Source organism: Kocuria sp. WRN011, assembly GCF_002295155.1.
Classification (GTDB): domain Bacteria; phylum Actinomycetota; class Actinomycetes; order Actinomycetales; family Micrococcaceae; genus Kocuria; species Kocuria carniphila.
On the sequence record NZ_NSGI01000002.1, the window covers coordinates 376,075 to 395,201 of the forward strand.

General features: G+C 64.0%; 14 protein-coding genes and 1 tRNA gene. 5 read left to right on the forward strand and 10 right to left on the reverse strand.

Annotation, left to right across the window (positions count from 1 at the left end):
- Window positions 1-33: 33 nt before the first annotated feature.
- The 9 genes from CKW39_RS04440 to CKW39_RS04480 form a co-directional block, all read right to left on the reverse strand.
- The gene (locus tag CKW39_RS04440; RefSeq protein WP_238663084.1) at window positions 34-2,046 is read right to left on the reverse strand and encodes a threonine/serine exporter ThrE family protein; all 2,013 of its coding nucleotides are present in this window, start codon (window positions 2,044-2,046) and stop codon (window positions 34-36) included.
- A gap of 87 nt (window positions 2,047-2,133) precedes the next feature.
- Complete coding sequence (locus CKW39_RS04445) at window positions 2,134-3,216, reverse strand: peptidoglycan bridge formation glycyltransferase FemA/FemB family protein (RefSeq protein ID WP_095796932.1); 1,083 nt, start codon at window positions 3,214-3,216, stop codon at window positions 2,134-2,136.
- A 115-nt stretch (window positions 3,217-3,331) separates the two neighbouring features.
- A complete protein-coding gene (locus tag CKW39_RS04450; protein ID WP_095796933.1) occupies window positions 3,332-5,242 on the reverse strand; it encodes an FMN-binding glutamate synthase family protein in 1,911 nt (636 codons plus the stop codon).
- Between the two features lie 121 nt (window positions 5,243-5,363).
- Window positions 5,364-5,645, reverse strand: a complete 282-nt coding sequence (locus tag CKW39_RS04455; protein ID WP_095796934.1) for an HPr family phosphocarrier protein — start codon at window positions 5,643-5,645, stop codon at window positions 5,364-5,366.
- 108 nt (window positions 5,646-5,753) lie between these two features.
- Entirely contained in the window at window positions 5,754-7,484 is a 1,731-nt protein-coding gene (gene ptsP, locus CKW39_RS04460) for a phosphoenolpyruvate--protein phosphotransferase (RefSeq protein ID WP_095796935.1), read from the reverse strand.
- Between the two features lie 13 nt (window positions 7,485-7,497).
- A complete protein-coding gene (locus CKW39_RS04465; protein WP_095796936.1) occupies window positions 7,498-9,702 on the reverse strand; it encodes a fructose-specific PTS transporter subunit EIIC in 2,205 nt (734 codons plus the stop codon).
- A gap of 59 nt (window positions 9,703-9,761) precedes the next feature.
- On the reverse strand, window positions 9,762-10,718 hold the full coding sequence (locus CKW39_RS04470; RefSeq protein WP_095796937.1) for a 1-phosphofructokinase family hexose kinase: 957 nt from the start codon (window positions 10,716-10,718) through the stop codon (window positions 9,762-9,764).
- The gene (locus CKW39_RS04475) at window positions 10,715-11,506 is read right to left on the reverse strand and encodes a DeoR/GlpR family DNA-binding transcription regulator (protein ID WP_095796938.1); all 792 of its coding nucleotides are present in this window, start codon (window positions 11,504-11,506) and stop codon (window positions 10,715-10,717) included. The genes CKW39_RS04470 and CKW39_RS04475 overlap by 4 nt, the downstream gene beginning before the upstream one ends.
- Window positions 11,507-11,590: 84 nt before the next feature.
- Window positions 11,591-12,838 (reverse strand): Nramp family divalent metal transporter, encoded by a 1,248-nt coding sequence (locus CKW39_RS04480; protein ID WP_095796939.1) that lies wholly within the window; start codon window positions 12,836-12,838, stop codon window positions 11,591-11,593.
- A gap of 130 nt (window positions 12,839-12,968) precedes the next feature.
- Between CKW39_RS04480 and CKW39_RS04485 the strand changes: the two genes are divergently transcribed.
- The 3 genes from CKW39_RS04485 (at window position 12,969) to CKW39_RS04495 (ending at window position 17,359) form a co-directional block, all read left to right on the forward strand.
- Window positions 12,969-14,714 carry an ABC transporter ATP-binding protein gene (locus CKW39_RS04485; RefSeq protein WP_095796940.1) on the forward strand — a complete coding sequence of 582 codons (1,746 nt, stop codon included), beginning with the start codon at window positions 12,969-12,971 and terminating at the stop codon, window positions 14,712-14,714.
- Complete coding sequence (locus CKW39_RS04490) at window positions 14,711-16,693, forward strand: ABC transporter ATP-binding protein (RefSeq protein WP_095796941.1); 1,983 nt, start codon at window positions 14,711-14,713, stop codon at window positions 16,691-16,693. The genes CKW39_RS04485 and CKW39_RS04490 overlap by 4 nt, the downstream gene beginning before the upstream one ends.
- Before the next feature lie 63 nt (window positions 16,694-16,756).
- A complete protein-coding gene (locus CKW39_RS04495; RefSeq protein ID WP_095796942.1) occupies window positions 16,757-17,359 on the forward strand; it encodes a TIGR03085 family metal-binding protein in 603 nt (200 codons plus the stop codon).
- 113 nt (window positions 17,360-17,472) lie between these two features.
- On the opposite strand, the gene CKW39_RS04500 is transcribed toward CKW39_RS04495, so the two are convergent.
- The gene (locus CKW39_RS04500; RefSeq protein WP_095796943.1) at window positions 17,473-17,979 is read right to left on the reverse strand and encodes a ferritin; all 507 of its coding nucleotides are present in this window, start codon (window positions 17,977-17,979) and stop codon (window positions 17,473-17,475) included.
- Between the two features lie 175 nt (window positions 17,980-18,154).
- On the opposite strand from CKW39_RS04500, the gene CKW39_RS04505 reads away from it, so the two are divergent.
- Window positions 18,155-18,231 (forward strand) — tRNA-Thr (locus tag CKW39_RS04505).
- A gap of 78 nt (window positions 18,232-18,309) precedes the next feature.
- Window positions 18,310-19,125, forward strand: a complete 816-nt coding sequence (locus CKW39_RS04510) for a methyltransferase domain-containing protein (protein WP_095796944.1) — start codon at window positions 18,310-18,312, stop codon at window positions 19,123-19,125.
- Window positions 19,126-19,127 lie beyond the last annotated feature (2 nt).

Sequence of the window (19,127 nt, forward strand, 5' to 3'; positions counted from 1 at the left end):
TCCCGGGCATGTTAGTCCGGTGAGTCAGTCACGTCAGCGGCGCCGGTTCCGGCGCAACGAGAAGATCTTCATGCGCTCCACGAACGGTCGCATCAGGTAGCTTCCGAGCACGACACCGGAAGCCATCATCACGATGGACGCCATGGCATTGATCAGGCCGGTGAAACCGTCCCCCGTGGTCTCCACCTCCACGGTGATGGCATACATACCGCGGAAGATGGAGAGCCCGGGCAACAGGTAGGTCATGGCCGGGATGGCCAGGATCGTCTGCGGGATACGTGAGCGCGCTGCGAGCAAGGCTGCTACACACCCGGTGGTGGTTGCGCCGAGAGCCGTATCCAGTCGGGCCCCCAGCCCGTAATCTCCGCCGATATGGAACACCAACAGCCCCGCCAACGCTGCCAGTACCGCGGGGAAGATGTGCCGCGGTTTGGCCTGCATGGTCACGGCCACCAAGGCCGTGGAGATGAGCATGAAGACCGTGTTGGTCAACGCATCCGGCGGTGTGAACGAGGACTGGGACACGTCGATGCGCGGAATCCCCAAGTATCCGGAGAGGGCGATACCCACCGCGATCCCGGCGATGATTCCGAGGAAAGCGAAGGACGTGGACATCAGTCGTCCCATGGCGGTCACGGGGAACCCGTTGATGGCGTCCTGCATGGTGGACACCATGCGCGTGGTGGGCAGCAGCATGATGATGCCACCCGCGATGACTCTGGGTGGTGACAGGTCCACTCCCAATGCCGAGATCCCCATGGCCGCGAGCGTCACGATCAGGGCATTGGCCGCCAGCGCGAAGAACTCCGGGATGCGCCAGGCGCCGAGCTTCGACGAGACGACCTGGACCAGAACCGACGAGACCGCCGCGACCAAGGCTCCGGCCGCGCCACCGCCGATGGCTACGGTGATGGTGGCCGCTGCTACCACGGTGGCCAACCACACCGCCCACTTGGGGTACGGCTTGGGCCGTGAATTGATCTCGGTGAGCTCCCGTTCGGCTTCCTTGAGGGGCATGGTGCCCTCGATGATGCGGGTCACCAGCTGATGCGAATTGGCCAGCCCGGCATAGTTGTCGGTCCAGGACCGCACAACGCGCATGACCGTGTGGCTGTACGTGTTGGGGTCGTCCAGCACGTCCTGGCTGGTGCGGGACTTGGTGATTTGTCCCGTGCCGTCGGTGCTCCGGCCGGCGGCCGTGAGCTTGCCGGTTTCGGTCATCTCAGCGACATAGTTGATGGTCACCGACTGGTTGGTGATGTCCACTTCGAGGTTTTCCACGCCGTAGGTGGCACACACCGCAACGATCGCGTTCTCCACGTCCAGGGCGTCGGCGCCGTAGTGGAACATGGTTTCGGCCAACCGCAGTGCAAAGTTAAGAGTCCGGCGAGCCTGCCGATCGTTGCTGTCCCCGAAACGCCTGAGGTTGTGGAACGGCGTGGCAGTGAGTCGATCGACCACGCGCATGGGTGCGGTCGGAGCGGCGTCGCCCCGGATCATCGACTTGAGTTTGTCCTTGGAAGACCGCGCGACCCGCGTACGCGTGGACGGGTAGGCGCCGCGGGGTACCTGCGTGGTGGCAGGCGCGGGTTCGTGGGCGATCCCGGAGGTTTCGGGACGTTCCACCGCGGTGGTCTGCGCCGAACCGCGACGAGAGATCTGGGTGACCGGCCTAGTCGCCGCGGCACCCTGAGGGCGCGGGGTGGCCCCTGCCTTGTCCGCCTCGATCTGGCTAGGGGTGAGTACCGGCAGGGCACCGACCTGCGACGACACACTGCCAGTTCGTGCCGTGTCTGAACCATCGGCCGGGACGACCGGCTGCAGTCCCGTAGCGAGCTGCGCGCGAGTCTGTGCACGGGCGGCCTGAGATTCCGTGGGCCTGACGGCTACCGGGGAGAAGCCGTACATCGTGATCGGGCGAGCCGCATCCGTCAGTGAGGTGTCGCCACCCGGGCCGAAGGGCTCACCACCCAGGTCATCATGCCAGGGGTCTGCCCCCGAGGACGGATACCCGTGATGGGCAAGCTCCCGAAGTTGCTCGGTCACGCTCAATGCCGTTGAACCTCCCTGACCCCGCAGGTTACTGCTAGTGGTGATGAACGGTGTACAGACGAGTTTCTACACCGCCACGGATCAGTAGAACGGCTGACCGGTACGGCGAACCCAGAGCTGACGCTGCACCTTTTCTCCGAGGTTGGCCCACGCCGCGTACTTGGCTTTGTTCAGTGGCTGGTCCCACACGCCCACATAGTCCACGACCGTCTTGGTGAAACTCGTCTTGAACAACCCCAGACCGTAGTAGTGGTGCTCCTTGTTCTTGAGTTGGTCGCTGGGCGGCGTACCGCAGAAGTCGTACTGTTCGATCTCGAAGTCGTTCTTGAGATCCAGAATGGCCTGCCACTGAAGCAGGTGCGAATCACCGTACTGCTTGCGGCGCGGCTTGGAACCGCCGTCCTTGTAGGTGCCCTTGGAGCCGTACGCGATCACGTAGGCACCCACCGAGGGTTCGCCGTCCTCGTAGGTGAAGTAGAGCCGACCTTGGCCGCGTTCGGCAAAATTGGTCCAGAAGGCGCGGTAGTACTCGTAGGAACGCAGGGTGACCTTTGCATGGCCCTGCCCCACGGTGTCCATGAGGGCGTACATGGCCCGCATGTTGTCCTCGGTGAGTTCCACCCGTTCGACCTCGCAGCCCTCGCGGGTGGCGCGGCGCACGGCATTACGGCCACGAGAGTGCAGCGACTTCAACAGCGCCTTCTCATCGGGGGTCGTGTCCAGCACGGCGGTGGAATCGTTGGGCTGGATCTCGAAGGATTTCACAAGGCCACAGCGGGCCAGCAGGCCGCTCGCGTAGTCCGAGGCCAGAATTTCGGGCTCGTACTTGATCGCGAAGACACCTTTGGCGGCGCCTGCCACGAATTTCTTGTTGGCCGCCACGATCCCGGGCATGTCATCGATCGACTCCACGTCCGGACCTTTAATCATGTACCAGATCTTGCCGAGACCGGGGACACGCTTTTCGAGAGCCAGGTTGTAACTGGGCTGCGAACCATCCGTGGGTTCGTACACCACGTGGCGCGGGGTCCACCCGTGGTCCTTCTTGACCTCCGCGAAGGCCTCGGACTGCAGCAGGTTGCCGCCGGAGGGATTGGCCGTGACGTGGGAGTCCCACGCGCGAATTTCTTCGTCAGTGGCAAAGCGTGCGGTGAATTCTCGCAAGGCTCTCTCAATCCTGGTTCGGTACCGGTAGCTCGGTGGACCTGAGGCGACGCCGCTGGTCGCGACGCCGCCTCAGGAGGAATCTCCGACCCACATTCTAGGTCAGTTTCCGATCTTACTTGTCGGCAGGGTCCACGTGCCCGTCGGTCTCATCCGGACTCGTAGTCGTGTGCTGGGCACCGGGCTCGGTACCGGGTTGACCCTCGGCGCGTTTGGTATCTCCCACATTGCTGGACCGGCGATCGTCCTGTCTCGAGGCGGTCCCGGTCAATTCGTGGTCGGCCAATCGAGGGGCAGTGCCATGCCGAGGCTCAGGCGTGACGTCCGAACCCATTGCGGAGGATCCTTGTGCCACGGTTGCCAGTTCCGGTTCGCGACGCACCGTGGTCTCCCCTTCGTGAGTGAACTCGGTGCGATCGTTGTACACATACTTGCCAGGGTGACCCGGGGTGAAGCTGTCAGCGCTGGCGTAGTCCCAGTCCTCGCCCCAGCCGCCTTCTACACCTTCGAACAGTTCACCGCGATCCAGCCAACGGTAGAGCGACTCGTAGGAAACGCTCTCGGTTGCGGTAATGCGACGGCGCAGCATCTGGCGCGTCATCTGTTCCGGGCTCTCGCAACCCATGGTGGCGATGATCTGTCCGGCCTCTTCAACGGTCAAGCGGTGGTAGCGCTCCACACGATCGCCCTTGGAATCGACGTCCAGGGCACGGTACAACTTGGGATCCTGAGTGGCCACGCCCACGGGGCAGGTGTTGGTGTGGCACTTCTGAGCCTGGATACAGCCAACGGCCATCATCATGGCGCGAGCGCTCATGCAGAAGTCCGCGCCCTGAATGATGTGGCGCACGATGTCGTGACCCGAGATGATCTTGCCGGCCGCACCGATCTTGATGCGGTCACGCAGCCCGGTGCCCACCAGTGCATTGTGGAGCAGGATGATGCCCTCGACCAGCGGGGTACCCACATGGTCCTGGTACTCCAGAGGTGCCGCACCGGTGCCGCCCTCGGAACCGTCCACGATGATGAAGTCGGGGGTGATCTTCTCCTCGATCATGGCCTTACAGATGGCCAGGATTTCCACGCGGGAGCCGATGCACAGCTTGAAGCCAATGGGCTTACCATTCGAGAGTTCACGCAACTGGCCGATGAAGCGAACCAGTTCGCGTGGCGTGGTGAATGCGGAGTGGCTGGCCGGAGAAATACAGGTCTCGCCAACCGGTACGCCGCGGGCCTCGGCGATCTCTTCAGTGACCTTGTTTCCCGGGAGAACACCGCCCAGACCGGGCTTGGCACCCTGCGACAGCTTCACGGTGATGGCCTTGACCTGTTCCAGGTTGGATTTCTCCCGGAACTTCTCGGGGTCGAACTGGCCGTCCTTGTCACGGGTTCCGAAATATCCCGAGCCGAACTCCCACATGAGATCTGCGTTGTAGGCACGGTGGTACTTGGTCAGGCCACCCTCACCGGTGTCGTGCGCGAACCCGCCCTGTGCCGCACCCTTGTTCATGGCCAGTACCGCGTTCTTGGACAGTGAACCGAAACTCATGGCCGAAATATTGAGCAGCGAAGCGTCATAGGGCTGCGTGCAGTCCGGGCCGCCCAATCGGACACGGTGACCCAGATCAGGTACCGCTTTGGGTGCGATGGACTGGATGAAGTATTCGTAGCCGGGCTGATTGACGTTGAGCTCGGTACCGAAGGCCTTGTCACCCTTGAAACCCTTGGCACGCGAGTAGATCAAAGAACGCTGATCGCGGCTGAACGGCTTACCGTCCCAGTTGCGCTCGATAAAGTACTGCTGAATCTCCGGGCGGATCTCCTCCAGGAAATAGCGCGCGTGTCCGAGCACCGGGAAGTTTCGGAGGATCGAGTGCCGGGTTTGCACGGCGTCTCGAATACCGAGCAGTAGCAGCAGGATGAAGATGACAGCGGGGATCCACCATCCCCAGGGACCGAGTATTGCGGCCGTGACCGTAGCGATTGCCGCCACGATCAGGGCAGCCAAAATGAGAATTCGCACCATGCCATCACCGTACTCCCGAAACGGTGACAGCGGGCGACATGACCCCCTGTATGACATATCGGACACCACGCAGTGTGGTGTCCGATATGTCACTTTTCAGGCGGTGAGATGAATGAAATCACTATTCCGCATCATGATCGGTCTCGATGATGGAGACCAGGTGGTCCAGGGCTTCGTCGGCGCCGTCGCCGTCTGCGGCCAAAATCACCTTGTCTCCGTGGGCCGCGCCCAGGGACATCAGGGACAGTACCGACGCGGCATCCATCCCGTCCTCGGCGCCTTCGCCGTCGGACCGGATGGTGATCTCCAGGTTTTCGTACTCACCGGCGGCTTCCGCGAAGATCGCTGCTGGTCGTGCGTGCAGCCCCACTCGCGAGGCCACGGTTGCGGTGCGTTCTGCCATTGCAACTCCTCTGTGTTGTCGCCTGTCCGATTCGGGGCCCGGACAAGACGTGCTTCCATTGTGTTCCGTGCCACCCGGGTCTGTCCCCAGGCGCACCGAGTGTTTCGCTCAGAGTCCGAGCTCCTCCAGCACGGGCAGTTGAGCACGGACCGTATCGCGGGCCTCCTGGGCGCTCGTGGAGTCCAACGCGGTCTGCGCCACGGTACGAGCCTGTTCCGGATCGACCCGGGACAGCACTGCAGCCACGGCCGCCAGCGAGCGCGGGCTCATGGACAGGGTGTCCACACCCAGCCCCACCAGCACCACTGCCAGAGCAGGGTCCGCGGCGGCCTCACCGCACACGCCCACGTTCTTGTGCATTCCCGAGGTCGACGACGCCGCGTGCGCACCCCCCGCCGTACGCTCGATCATGCGCAGCACGGCCGGCTGCCAGGGCGAGTTGAGTTCGGCCAGGGAACCGAGCATGCGGTCGGCGGCCATCGTGTACTGGGTCAGGTCGTTGGTGCCCAGGGACACGAAGTCCACGCGGTCCAGGATTTGTTCCGCGGTGATCGCAGCGGCCGGGGTCTCGACCATGACTCCGGACACCTTCAGCCCCGCAGCATGGACGAGACCGGCAAAGTGTTCGGCCTCTCCCGCTGTGGAGATCATGGGTGCCATAACCCACACGTTTGCCTCGGTCTGATCCGCGGCGGCGGCTATCGCTTGCAGCTGGCGCGCCAGCACACCCGGAGTGGTCCAGTCCGTACGGTAGCCACGCACACCCAGCGCGGGGTTCGGCTCGGTGGTGTCCGTGAGGAACGGTAGGGGTTTGTCCGCCCCGGCGTCCAATGTACGCACCACGATCTTGTCGGAACCGAAGGCTTTGAAGATCTCGATGTAGGCCTCGGTCTGCTCCTCGACCGTGGGTTCGGTGTCCCGCCCCAGGAAGCAGAATTCCGTACGCAACAACCCCACGCCCTGCGCGCCGGCCGCGGCCGCCGCCTGAGCGTCGTCGGCGGTGCCCACGTTGGCGAGCAATGCGACCTCGGTGCCGTCAGCGAGCGCGCCGCGACCGTCGAAATTCGCCAGCTGCTCCGAGGCTTCATGCCACGCGGCGACCGCTTGCTCGTGCTCGGCACCGGGGTGGGTCACCACAGATCCTGCAGAGCCGTCCACGAACACTGAGGTTCCGGACTCGATGTCGGTCACACCGTTTGCGGCAACCACGGCGGGCAATCCGAGGTTCCGGGCCAGGATCGCGGTGTGCGATTGCGGCCCGCCGGAGGACGTGACCAGGGCGACCACGGTGTCCGGGTCGAGCACCGCGGTGTCCGCGGGAGCGAGGTCCTCCGCCGCCAGCACGAATGGTTCGACACGCTGGGGAACCCCCGGAGCGGGCATGCCGCGCAGCTCGGCCACGATGCGGGCCCGGACGTCCTCAATGTCCGCGGCGCGTTCGGCCATGTAACCGCCCATGGTGCGCATCTGGTCGGCATATCCGGTGGCGGCGTCCCACAGTGCGCGTTCCGGGCTCAGGGACTGGTTGCGCACCAGCTTGACCGCGTTCTTGATCAAGGCCTTGTCGCCCGCCATGAGTGAGGTGGCTTTGAGCACCTCGGCGGCGGCCTCGGAGCGAGCGCGCTCGGCACGCTCCTTCAGCTCGGCCTTCACCGCTGTGGCAGCGTCATTCAGACGTTCGACGGCGCCCTCGACCTCCTCCACGAGCGGGTCGCCTTCCGGGGGCGCCGCGACGGGAGGTGCCATGGGAATCAGCGGAGCGATCACCCGGCCGGGGCTCACACCCACACCCGTGTAGCGCAACTGAACGGCGTTGATTTCTGACTGTGTATGTTCCATGTCGTTCACACCCTTAGGCGTTGACGGGAGCTGGTTCGGCAACGGTCGCCTCGGCCACGCGCTTCTGCGCATTGCCGATGTGCTTGAGAGCGACCACGGTCACGGCGGTGATCACGGTGCCGACCAGGATGGACAGGATGAACCAGATGGGCCCGCCAATGGTGGGGATGACCCAGATCCCTCCGTGCGGCGCCACCGAGGTGACACCGAAGGCCATGCTCATGGCACCGGTCACCACACCGCCGAGCATCGAGGCGGGCAGTACGCGCAGCGGGTCCGCCGCGGCGAAGGGAATGGCGCCCTCGGAGATGAACGATGCGCCGAGCAGCCACGAAGCCTTTCCGTTCTCACGCTCCTGCGCCGTGAAGTACTTGCGGCCCAGAACCGTGGAGGCCAGGGCCATACCCAGCGGAGGAACCATGCCCGCCGCAATCACGGCCGCCATGATTTCCTGCGGGGCGGTATTCGCCACAGTCGCAGCACCCAGGCCTGCAGCCGCGAACGAGTACGCGACCTTGTTGATGGGGCCACCCAGGTCAGCGCACATCATCAGTCCGAGCACGGCTCCCAGAGCCATGGCGGAAGCACCGCTCATGCCGGTCAACAGGCCGGTCAGCCATTCCATGAACAGGGCAATGGGGCCGCCGATCAGGAAGAACATCAGACCGCCGGCGAACAGCGTGGCCAACAGCGGAATGATCACCACGGGCATGAGTGATCCGAGCCAACGGGGCAACCGCGGGAGCGTGAGCCAGTAAGCGCACAGACCGGCGAGCAAACCACCCACAATGCCTCCGAGGAAGCCCGCGCCCATGAAATTGGCTACCAGACCCACCGTGAAGCCCGGTGCGATACCGGGTCGATCGGCCAGGCCGTAGGCGATGTACGCCGCGAGCGCCGGGACCAGCAAACTCATTGAGAGACTGCCGATCTTGAACAGTACAGCCGCAATGTAGGCACCCAAGCTCACGTCACCCAGGTTTCCCAGACTTGCGGTCGTCAGGATCTCGTCCGCAGTCACGGGAACTGCCTGCGCGTCGCCGATCATGAAGGCAATGGCCATGAGCAGACCGCCCGCCGCCACGAACGGGATCATGTAACTGACACCGGTCATCACGGCCTTGCGGATGCGGGTTCCCCAGCCTTCTGCGGCGTCGGAGGTCTGGCTCGCATCTGCCGGGTCACCGCTGACTCGCTTGGCGTCCGGGTTGTCGGCGGCGGCCAGAGCCTCATCAATCATTTCGCGGGGTTCGTCGATGCCACGCTTCACAGCGGAAGCGATATAGGGCAATCCTGCGAACCGGGAGCGTTCACGAACGTCCACGTCCGTGGCGAAAATGACGGCTTCCGCATTGCGGATCACCGACGGATCCAGGCGGGTGGCGCCCGCTGAACCCTGGGTTTCGACCTGGAGGTCGACGCCCATTTCATCCGCGGTGTTCTTGAGCGAATCAGCCGCCATGTACGTGTGAGCGATACCCGTGGGGCACGCGGTCACGGCCACCAACCGACGAGCGCCGGAAGCGGCCGCACCCGGTGCACCGTCCGCCGCGGCAACGGTATTCGGGCCGGCCACCGCAGCCGCAGCCGCCGTGGAACCAGCCACGGCCCCGGAAGCGAGTCCGGAACCAGCGCTCGTCACGTTACCGGCGCCGTTCTGGGCGCCGTCCGCGGCAGGCGCCGAAGCGCCGTCGGTGGTGGTATCACTCGGGGTCGCGGCGGGTGCCGCCGCAACGCCACCGGTCGGATTGGCGTCGGCGGGTGTTCCCAGGCCAAGAGCATCATCCACGAGCTCGACAACGCGCTCGGGCGTCTCGGCTTCGCGCAGCGAGGCCACAAAGGGCTTTTTCATGAGCGAGCGCGCGAGCTTGGACAGCAGCTTGAGGTGGGCCTGGTCAGCGCCGGCCGGTGCTGCAATGAAGAAGAGGATGTCCGCGGGGCCGTCCTTGGCGCCGAAATCGACCGGCGGGTGCAGCCGCGCCATGACCAGCGTGGCTTCCGTAACGGCCTCGGAACGGCAGTGCGGGATGCCGATACCACCCGGGATACCGGTGGCGTTCTTGGCTTCGCGGGCCAGTGCGTCTGCGGCCAGTGCGTCCGCGTTCTCCGCTCGGCCTTCGCGATGAACGATGCTCGCGAGTTCGCGAATCACTTCTTCCGTGGTGTTGCCCAGGTCCTGGTCCAACAGGACCAATCTGGGGTTGATGAGATCCGTCATGGGTGCTCCTTGTGGTGTACGCGTGGTGCGTAGGTGGGCCGGCCCGGCCCGAGGGCCAGCTACAAGGCCGTTACGGTCACGGCTTGCGGTGTGGTGTTGTCGATCGAGGGCATTTGGGTTCCGGGCAAAGCTGCCGCGGCGGATCCGTGGGCCACGGCCTGGCGCAGGCAGTCCTCCGGCGATTCGCCTCGGACGTCGGCGATCAGGTACCCCGTCAGGGCGCTGTCGCCGGCGCCCACGGTGGAATTCACGGTCACGGGTTCGTGCACGGCGTGCCACGCACCGTCCCGGGTCACCAAGACCGCGCCATGCCCGCCCAGGGTGCACAGCACTGCGCCCACTCCACGCTCGATCAGGGCACGAGCCGCCGACGCCGCCGCGGCCGGGTCCGCTTCGAGGGTTTCGCCGTCCGTGCGGTCCAGTAATTCGGCGAGTTCCTCCCCGTTGGGTTTGATGATGTCCGGCTGTGAATCCACCGTTTCGGACACCGACTCGGCCAGGGGCCGGCCGGACGTGTCCACGGCAATGCGCGGTGCCGCGCTTCCCAGTGCCGCCCGAACGCGGTTGATGATGTGTGCGTAGATATTGGGGGCGGGCCCGGGAGGGACCGAACCGGCAAGGACGAGCCACTGGGCGCCCGCTCCGCGCGCGATGAGCTGGTCGATGATCCGTTCCACGGTGTCGGAGTCCAGTTCGGGACCGGGTTCATTGATCTTGGTCGTGGTGCCGCCCGGTTCCGTCACGGTGATGTTGGAACGCAGCGGTGCGCCCACGGAGACGGATTCGTACCGCACGCCTGCCTCTTCGAGCCCTTGTAATAAGGGGTCGTTATTGTCCCCCGGGACCACGGCCAAGGTGGGCTCGCCGCTGAGTTGCAGCGCGCGGGAGATGTTCACCCCCTTGCCACCGGGGTCCTGTCTGGTTCGTTCGGCGCGTTGCACCTGGCCACGCTGCAAGGGTGCGGCGAGTTCCACGGTGCGGTCGACGGACGGATTGAGTGTCACGGTGACGATCACGCGACAATCACCTCCACATTGGCTTCTTCGAGGGCACGGGAGAGCTCTGCCCCCGGTGCCCGATCGGTGATGAGAGTGTCGATTTCGGGCAGGGAACAGAACTTCATGAGGGTTTCCCGGTCCTGCTTGCTGTGGTCGCACATGGCCACCACTCGGCGAGCGCCTCGGACGATCGCGGTTTTCACCACGGCCTCAATGGGATCCGGGGTGGAGAGTCCGAACTGCGCGTGGATGCCGTTGCAGCCCACGAACGCGATATCCGGGCGGAGCTGCTCGTAATGTTGGCTGGCCCGAGCACCGGTAGCGGCCCAGGTGAGCTTTCGAATTCGACCACCCACCAACTCCAGGCCGATGCCGTCCGTATCCGCGAGCTTGGCGGCAATGTGCAATGCGTGAGTGATGATCAGCCGTTCCTGACCGTCCTGCAAGCCGTTGTCACGATGCAGCAACAGGTCGGCCAGCATCTCCACCGTGGAACCGGCATCCAGGACCACCGCGCCCGCACCCGAATCGATCAGGACGTCGAGCGCGGCCGCGGCGATCCGCCGCTTCTCGTCGGCGTTGATGCGCTGCCGCGAGTCAATCCCCTGTTCCCCGCTGGTGGATTGATCGGCTGACACCGCACCGCCGTGAACGCGTCGCAGCTTCCCAGATTTTTCGAGCACCGCCAAATCGCGGCGCACGGTTTCCATGGTCACGGAGAACCGCTTGGCCAACTCTGCACCGTTGACACGGCGGGACTGGGCCACGAGTCGGGCGATTTCTTCTTGACGTTCCTCAGCGAACATATGCACCTCACGGTTGGGGGCTGCGACAGTGGTTCCCCTCACTGTGATGTGAGTTTATGTGTGTTTGTGTGGTTTTACTAGCCCCTAGGCTGCACCGATTGCCATAAGTCCCAATAAGACAACATTGAGCGCGACCACGATCCCGGAGCTGGCCCAACCGAACCCCGAGAGCAACGGACCGTTCGTGAATTGCCCGAGCAGGCGGCGTCGCCCGGTGAACCACACGAGCGGAATCAAGGCAAAGGCGATGCCGAAGCTCAGCACCACTTGGCTCCCCACGAGCGCCGCCGTGGGCTCGACTCCGACCGCGAGCAGTACTACGGCGGGAATCATGGTGAACACCCGGCGCGCGAACAGCGGGATCCGACGATGCAACAACCCCGCCGTCACCACGTCCCCGGCGTAGGAACCCACCGCGGTGGAGGCCAATCCTGAGGCCAACAGACCAATGGCGAAGACGATGCCCACCGCCGGACCGAGCGCCTCCGCAATGGCCGCGTGCGCGCCTTCGATAGTGTCGGTACCGTCCACGCCGTAGAGGTTGCGCGCCGCCAACAACAACATGCCCATGTTGACGGACCCGGCGACGATCAGTGCGATCACCACGTCGACTCGCGTGGCCCGCAACAGGTACTGGGTGTGCCGAACCCCATGTGCACCACCGTGCCGGTCACGGGACAGCGCGGAGTGCAGGTAGATCGCGTGCGGCATGACCGTGGCACCCAACATGCTCGCCGCCAGCACCAGAGACTGCGAACCCTGCAAGCGCGGCACCACACCGCCCAGCACACCGGCGGGCTCGGGCGGTGCTACGACCAGCCCCGCCAGGAAACCCGCGGTGATAATGCCCAGCATGGACAGGATGACGGTTTCGAAGATCCGCTGGCCCCGCCGGTTCTGAACGGACAGCACAGCCATCGAGATCACGGCCACGATCACGCCACCCAGGGGCAGCGGAACGCCGAACAGCAGCCACAGTGCGAGGGCGCCACCAATCACCTCGGCCACGTCAGTGGCCACGGCCATCAATTCGGCCTGCACCCAATAGGCGATACGCGCCCTACGGGGTAGCGACTCCCCCACCACCTCGGGAAGGGACTTGCCCGTGACGATGCCCAGCTTGGCCGAGAGGTACTGGATGACCATGGCCATCACGTTGGCAATCACGAGGACCCACACGAGCAGATAGCCGAAACTCGCCCCAGCGCTCACATTGGCTGCCACATTGCCCGGGTCCACATAGGCGATGGCCGCCACGAATGCCGGCCCCAGTGCCGTGATGATGCCGCGAGTGGCGGGACGGTTCTCGACCCGGGTCCTGCGGTTGAGCACGGTGCCTCCTGGTGCTGCAGTTCAAAGTTTCGGTATACCGAAACTTTAGCTCGTTTGGGTGTCTGAGCCCAGGCGTATCCTGTTTCACATAGCCGAGCGTCGCTCGCTAGGAACACAGTCAGGACCCCGCATGCTGTTGCGTTTGTTGCGCACCTATTCCCGCGCCTACCGGCCCTGGATCATCGCCGTACTCATCTTCCAGTTGGCTTCGACCATCGCCACGCTCTATCTGCCGAGTCTCAACGCCCGGATCATTGACCAGGGCGTGGCCCGCGGAGACACCGATTACATCTGGCGTACCGGTGCCGTGATGTTGGGCGTCGCTTTCGTTCAGGTCATTGCTGCGGTGATCGCCGTCTATTGCGGTTCCCGCACGGCCATGGGCCTGGGCCGCGATGTGCGCCGGTCGGTGTACCGCCAGGTTGGATCCTTCAGCGCTCGCGAAGTGGGGAAGTTCGGCGCTCCCACGTTGATTACCCGCAACACCAATGACGTCCAGCAGATCCAGATGCTCACGCTCATGGGACTCAACTTCATGGTCATGGCACCCATCATGTGCGTGGGTGGCATTGTGATGGCCCTGCGTGAGGACCCGGGGCTGTCCTGGCTCGTGTGGGTGTCCATTCCCGTCATGGGTGTGCTGTTGGGCATCATCGTGGCCAAACTGATGCCGTGGTTCCGCATCATGCAGGACCGCATCGACGGCATCAACGGGGTACTCCGCGAGCAGATCACCGGCATCCGCGTGATTCGGGCGTTCGTCAAGGAACGTCACGAGACCGAGCGTTTCGCTCGCGCCAATCAGCAACTCACGGACATCTCCGTGCAGATCGGCTCGCTGTTCGTGCTCATGTTCCCCATCATCAACATGATCATGCACATCGCCACGGCCGCCGTACTGTGGTTCGGCGGACACCGGGTGGACCAGGGGCTCATCGAGGTGGGTGCGCTCACTGCGTTCCTGCAGTACCTGTTGCAGATCCTCGTGGCCGTCATGATGGGCACGTTCATGATGATGATGGTCCCCCGAGCGGTGGTCTGTGCCGAACGCATCACCGAGGTCTTGAGTACCGAACCCACCATGCACCCGCCCGCTCACCCTGTGGACCCCGCGTCCCATCACGGCACTCTCGAGTTCCATGACGTCACGTTCCAGTACCCCGGCGCCGAAGCCCCCGTGCTGGATCGCATCAGTTTCTCGGCCGTACCAGGTCAGACCCTGGCCATCATCGGTGCAACCGGTTCCGGCAAGTCATCACTCGTGAATTTGATCCCGCGGCTGTTCGATCCCGTCGCGGGAAAGGTGACCTTGGACGGCGTCGCCCTCACCGAATACCCGCCGCAGGAACTGGCCTCGAGTGTCGGTCTCGTACCGCAGAAACCCTTCCTCTTCTCCGGCACCATTGCGTCCAACCTGCGCTTCGGCCGCCAGGAGGCCACCGATGACGAACTGTGGGAAGCGCTCGCGGTGGCTCAGGCGGACGAGTTCGTGAGAGAAAAACCAGAGGGTTTGAACTCTCCCATTTCACAGGGCGGCACGAACGTCTCGGGAGGTCAGCGGCAGCGGCTGTGCATTGCGCGCGCCATTGTGACCGCCCCCCGCGTGTACGTCTTCGACGACTCGTTCTCGGCACTGGACGTCACCACGGACGCCAAATTGCGCGAGGCCCTGCGGCCCGTCACCCGGCAGTCCACGGTGGTGACCGTGGCTCAGCGTGTCTCCACGATCACCGGGGCGGACCAGATCCTGGTTCTCGAACACGGGCGGATCACCGCCCGGGGCACGCACCGGGAACTGCTGGATTCCAGCGACACCTATTGCGAAATCGTCGAGTCTCAGCTCAGCGCTGAGCAGAGCACCGGGGGTCGGTCATGAGCTACGAAGTGGAAGAGCCCGTCAAGAAGGCACGCCATTTCTGGCCCTCCGCCGTTCGCCTGGTCAAACTTCTGTTCCCGCACAAGCTCGCCCTGACCGTCGTGTTCGCGGCGGTGATCGTTTCAGTCGTCCTGAGCGTCTACGCACCACGCGTGCTGGGGCGCGCCATGGACGTGATCTTCGCCGGTGTGATCGGCCGGGAGCTACCCGAGGGAGTGGACAAAGCCCAAGTGGTCGACGGGCTGCGAGCGCAGGGCCAGGACACCTTGGCCGACATGATGTCCGCCATCACCCTGGTTCCGGGAGAGGGCGTGGACTTCACCCTCCTGGGCACGCTGATCCTCACCGTGCTGGGCATGTACGCGGTGGCGTCACTCCTCATGTGGTTGCAGGGCTACGTTCTCAACATCGTGGTGATGCGCGTGGTGTACAACCTGCGTGCCGAGGTGGAGCGGAAGATCAATGCTCTGCCCCTGAGCTACTTCGACTCCCGCCAGCGCGGTGACGTGATGTCCCGCGTGACCAACGACGTCGACAACATCCAGACCGCCCTGCAGCAGGCGTTCTCACAATTGGTGCAGAGCGTGCTCACGGTCATCGGCATCACCGTGATGATGTTCGTGGTGTCATGGCAGCTGGCACTGGTTGCGTTGATCGCCCTGCCCCTGTCCGCGGTGGCCGCGGGTTTCATCGGTACACGGTCCCAGAAACTGTTCACGCAGCAGTGGGAAGCGACCGGTCACCTCAACGGCCACATCGAGGAATCCTTCTCCGGTCATGAGCTGGTGCACGCCTACGGCAGGCAGCACGACATGGATGCCACGTTCGACGAACGCAACGAGAAGCTCTACAAGGCCTCGTTCGGTGCGCAGTTCATGTCGGGCACCATCATGCCGGTCATGCAGTTCATCTCATACCTCTCTTATGTGGGCATCGCCGTGTTCGGTGGGCTGCGTGTTGCGACCGGTCAAATGACCCTCGGTGACGCGACAGCCTTCATCCAGTACTCGCGTGAGTTCACGCAGCCTCTGTCCCAGGTGGCCGGCATGGCCACCCAGTTGCAGTCGGGTGTGGCGTCTGCCGAGCGCACCTTCGAGTTGTTGGACGCGGACGAGCAAGATCCGGAGACCCCAACGCAGCACCTCCCGGCACGCTCCAGCGGTCACGTTCGTTTCGACAACGTGAGCTTCACCTACGACAAGCAGGCATTGGCGGACGGCGCACGCCTCTTGATCGAGGGTCTCTCGTTCCAGGCCCGGCCGGGTCATACCGTGGCGATCGTGGGTCACACGGGTGCCGGCAAGACCACCCTGGTGAACTTGATCCTGCGCTTCTACGAGATCGATGAAGGATGCATCACCCTGGACGGTATCGACATCCGGGATCTCAGCCGCGATGAGCTGCGGTCGCAGGTGGGCATGGTGCTCCAGGACGCCTGGTTGTTCTCCGGAACCATCATGGAGAACATTCGCTACGGCCGCCAGGACGCCACCGACGAGGAGGTCGTCGACGCCGCGAAGGCCACGTATGTGGACCGCTTCGTTCGTGCCCTCCCGGACGGCTACGACACCTTGATCGATGAAGAGGGCGGCAGCATCTCGGTCGGTGAGAAGCAACTGATCACCATTGCCCGCGCGTTCCTGTCGCAACCTTCGCTGCTGATCCTGGACGAAGCAACGTCGTCCGTGGACACACGGACCGAACTGCTGGTACAGCACGCAATGGCTGCGCTGCGTGCCCAGCGCACGTCCTTCGTGATCGCTCACCGCCTCTCCACCATCCGTGATGCGGACACCATCCTGGTGATGGAGTCCGGCAAGATCGTGGAGCAGGGCTCCCACGAAGAACTCATCGCCCTGGGTGGCCACTACGCAGATCTCTACGATTCACAGTTCAATGCACCCGAGGCGCCCGTTGACACTCCGGAACTCTCCCCTGGTCAGGGACCCACCCAGGAAGCTCCCGCGGAGGGTCGCTAGTAATCAGCACCCTGCCCGTCTACCGTGGAAACTGACCGTACGCACCGCTAGAACGGATGATTCATGACTAATTTCGCCAATGTTGAACGTCGCCACTTGGCCGCTCTGCTACGCCGCGTGGGTCCCGACGCCCCCACCCTGTGCGAGGGCTGGAACGCGCGCGATCTGGCGGTCCACCTGGTGATTCGCGATGGCCGACCCGACGCCGCCGTGGGTATTTTCGCGCCCAAGCTTCCGGTGCTGGGTTCCCACTTCAAGACCGTCGAGAACAAGTACAACGACATGCCTTGGGAAGAGCTGGTCGACCTGGTGGAGCGCCCGCCGCTGCACTCCCCCGCACGCTGGTCCCCAGTGGACAAGCGCATGAACACCGGTGAATTCTTCGTCCACCACGAGGACGTGCGCCGTGCCCAGCCGCAGTGGCACGCCCGCCAACTGCTCCACGACGAGCAGAAAGACCTCTGGAACATCCTCAAGCTTATGGGCCCCGCCATGTTGCGTAAGGAGTCCAACTCCGTGGTGTTGTTGGCCAATGGTTTCGGTGCCGTCCGCGGTGGCAAGCGCTCCGCGCGCCACGTGGACCTGGTTCGCGGCGAGCCGTCCGAGTTGCTGCTGTGGGCCTTCGGCCGCCAGGAACAGGCGGACGTGGACATCACCCAGGAGTAACGCACTCCACCGTCACGATCCCTGTGCTGGGGAAACGCTGATGGCATAGCGAAAGGCCGGCACTGCGATTGCGCAGTGCCGGCCTTTTGTCGCTCAGCCCAAGCTCGATCGGGCTAGGCGACGGTGGGCGCTTTGCGGGAACCGAGTTCGGCATCCAAACGAAGCAGACCCGGACCGTCGTTGTGGACCAGACGCACCTGATCGCAGATACCCTCGACGGTAGCTTCTTCCTCGACCTGTTCGCTGATGAACCAGTGAAGCAGCGGCATGGAGTCGATGTCTCCTTCTTCCTGCGCCAAGCGGTACAGGTTACGGATGGACTCGGAGACCTTGCGTTCGTGGTTCAGCGCGGATTCGAAGCAGCCCAGAACGGATTTGTCCTGGATGTCGGGTCCGGCCATGTCACCGATCTGCGGGTCTCCACCGCGGTCGACCATGTGGTCGATGAACTTCTCGGCGTGCGTGATTTCCTCGGCGGCCTGGGCTCGGAACCACTTGGCGAATCCGGGCAGGCTGGCAACGTCCATTTCAATGGCAAGCTGGCGGTACACAACCGTGGCCTGCAGCTCCATGGTGATCTGGTCATTAATGGCTTCGGCAAGTTTTCCCTTGATTTCCATGATTGATATGAAACCACGTTTGAGTGTCGCCCGATAGTGAGTAATTCCTAACTAAGTACGGGCGTCCTTAGTGGTTCAGCTCTCCCGACCATCGGGACACGGTTCGTCCGTCAGGGAGTTGTCCAGTAATATGGAGCGGTCCCAGCACCGCGCCATCACGCACGGCGACGGGCACGCCCCCTTAGCTCAGATGGCCAGAGCATCTGTCTTGTAAACAGAGGGTCGCCGGTTCGAATCCGGCAGGGGGCTCCACCACCGAACTGCCCGGGTGCTCGTCTCAGCATCCGGGCAGTACTTTTCTCCGGGACGGCCACCCGGTAAACCGCTTACATGAGCTTCTACTCCCACGGACACTCCCCCTCGGTCCTGGCATCTCACGGCACGAGGTCGGCCGCGGATTACGCCGCGTATCTCGTGCCCGAGTTGTCCCCGGGGATGTCCCTGCTCGACATCGGCTGCGGACCCGGCTCCATCACCTTGGACCTCGCGGAACTGGTTGCGCCGGGGCCGGTGGTCGGCACCGACCAGTCACCAGCTGCCGTTAATTCCGCCGCCGACGCCGCTCGCGCGCGGCACTCGTCCAACGTCACCTTCATGACCGCCGACGTCTACGCCCTGCCCTTCGAGGACGAGAGCTTTGACGTGGTACACGCCCACCAGGTGCTCCAACACCTGCCGGATCCTGTGCTGGCCCTCCGAGAAATGTCCCACGTGTGCAGACCTGACGGCGTGATGGCGGTGCGGGATGCGGACTACGCGTCCATGGCCTGGTTCCCGGAATCCCCCGGTTTGAGCAGGTGGCTGGAGATTTACCGAGCCATGGCCCGAGCCAACCACGGCGAGCCCGATGCCGGGCGGCACCTCAAATCCTGGGCCCGCAAAGCTGGCCTGCGGGAAGTGCGGGTCACTGCGTCGTCGTGGTGTTATGCCACGGAGGAGGGAACCCGTTGGTGGGGTGACTCGTGGGCGGCACGGGTACGAGCGTCGTCGTACGGGAGCAGAGCCGTGGAACTCGGCTTAAGCACGCCCGCTGAACTCGACGAAATATCTGAGGCCTGGGAAAGCTGGGCGGGAGAGCCGGACGCGTGGTTCGCGATGCTGCACACCGAGATCCTGGCGCGCCCGGCCCTTCCCACAGCTAAGTAAGC

Bases quoted from the DNA above. Each gene is read 5' to 3' on its own strand.
- CKW39_RS04475 (WP_095796938.1), bottom strand. From the start codon at position 11,506: ATGTTCGCTGAGGAACGTCAAGAAGAAATCGCCCGACTCGTGGCCCAG.
- CKW39_RS04495 (WP_095796942.1), top strand. From the start codon at position 16,757: ATGACTAATTTCGCCAATGTTGAACGTCGCCACTTGGCCGCTCTGCTA.
- CKW39_RS04450 (WP_095796933.1), bottom strand. From the start codon at position 5,242: ATGGTGCGAATTCTCATTTTGGCTGCCCTGATCGTGGCGGCAATCGCT.
- CKW39_RS04510 (WP_095796944.1), top strand. From the start codon at position 18,310: ATGAGCTTCTACTCCCACGGACACTCCCCCTCGGTCCTGGCATCTCAC.
- CKW39_RS04465 (WP_095796936.1), bottom strand. From the start codon at position 9,702: ATGACGGATCTCATCAACCCCAGATTGGTCCTGTTGGACCAGGACCTG.
- CKW39_RS04455 (WP_095796934.1), bottom strand. From the start codon at position 5,645: ATGGCAGAACGCACCGCAACCGTGGCCTCGCGAGTGGGGCTGCACGCA.
- CKW39_RS04500 (WP_095796943.1), bottom strand. From the start codon at position 17,979: ATGGAAATCAAGGGAAAACTTGCCGAAGCCATTAATGACCAGATCACC.
- CKW39_RS04490 (WP_095796941.1), top strand. From the start codon at position 14,711: ATGAGCTACGAAGTGGAAGAGCCCGTCAAGAAGGCACGCCATTTCTGG.
- ptsP (WP_095796935.1), bottom strand. From the start codon at position 7,484: ATGGAACATACACAGTCAGAAATCAACGCCGTTCAGTTGCGCTACACG.
- CKW39_RS04485 (WP_095796940.1), top strand. From the start codon at position 12,969: ATGCTGTTGCGTTTGTTGCGCACCTATTCCCGCGCCTACCGGCCCTGG.